We start from the raw sequence: 647 nt of genomic DNA, 5'->3' as shown, positions 1-647 counted from the left end.
CGCCTCGCAATTACTGTGTCTAGCAATGGTTTTATGGTAGGTGCTAATCCTGCCGGGAGAGTAAAATGAAAATAATAAAGTTAATGGCAGATTATTACTCCTTTCCGCTGTGGAATAACTCTCCAGGAGAGGTTGGTAATATTGATCCGGAAAGTTTACCTCTTTCAGATGAATTAAAGGAGAGGCTTAATAACTGGTCGGAAAAATATGACTCAATATTAAATGATGAAGATCCAGCGTCGTCAGATTTTGCGACAAAGGAAGATCAACTAACTTTTATCCATGAAGGTGGTGAACTCGCTAAATGTCTTCAGGTCGAATTAGGGGATGCCTACCAGATTACATATTACTCTGATTATTAATCGATTAATCCCGGCCCCTGAGCTGGGATTTTTGTATCCGTCAGTCAGCCGTGTCGGACGGCACTATCGTTGTGCGTGACAACGCGGCTCAGCAGCAAAATATCAATGATCTCAGCCGCGACACGGAACATGCCAACGCCAGCATCAGCCCAATTTGCGATAAGGAGAAAGAGCAGAACCGCCTGAAACAGGCGCATATCATCGGGGAAATTGGCGTTCAGGCGATGATGGATATTGCGCGGACGCATGGTTAGGGCTATCGGATGGCCAAGCCAAGCCAAGCCA

1 protein-coding gene and 1 pseudogene are annotated in these 647 nt (G+C 45.7%); both read left to right on the top strand.

The genetic code is table 11. From position 1 onward, the window contains the following. The first annotated feature begins 65 nt into the window (after positions 1-65). The gene (locus UC14_RS26630; protein WP_112151912.1) at positions 66-362 is read left to right on the top strand and encodes a hypothetical protein; all 297 of its coding nucleotides are present in this window, start codon (positions 66-68) and stop codon (positions 360-362) included. Positions 363-403: 41 nt separating this feature from the next. Further along, a pseudogene (locus tag UC14_RS27390) lies at positions 404-613 on the top strand (filamentous hemagglutinin); the annotation flags it as partial. Positions 614-647: the final 34 nt, after the last annotated feature.

Origin of the sequence: Rahnella sp. NRRL B-41462, from assembly GCF_003263525.1 — a bacterium.
Lineage (GTDB): Bacteria > Pseudomonadota > Gammaproteobacteria > Enterobacterales > Enterobacteriaceae > Rahnella > Rahnella aceris.
Note: the sequence above shows the minus strand (reverse complement) of the source record. Positions and strands in the feature narration are given on the sequence as shown.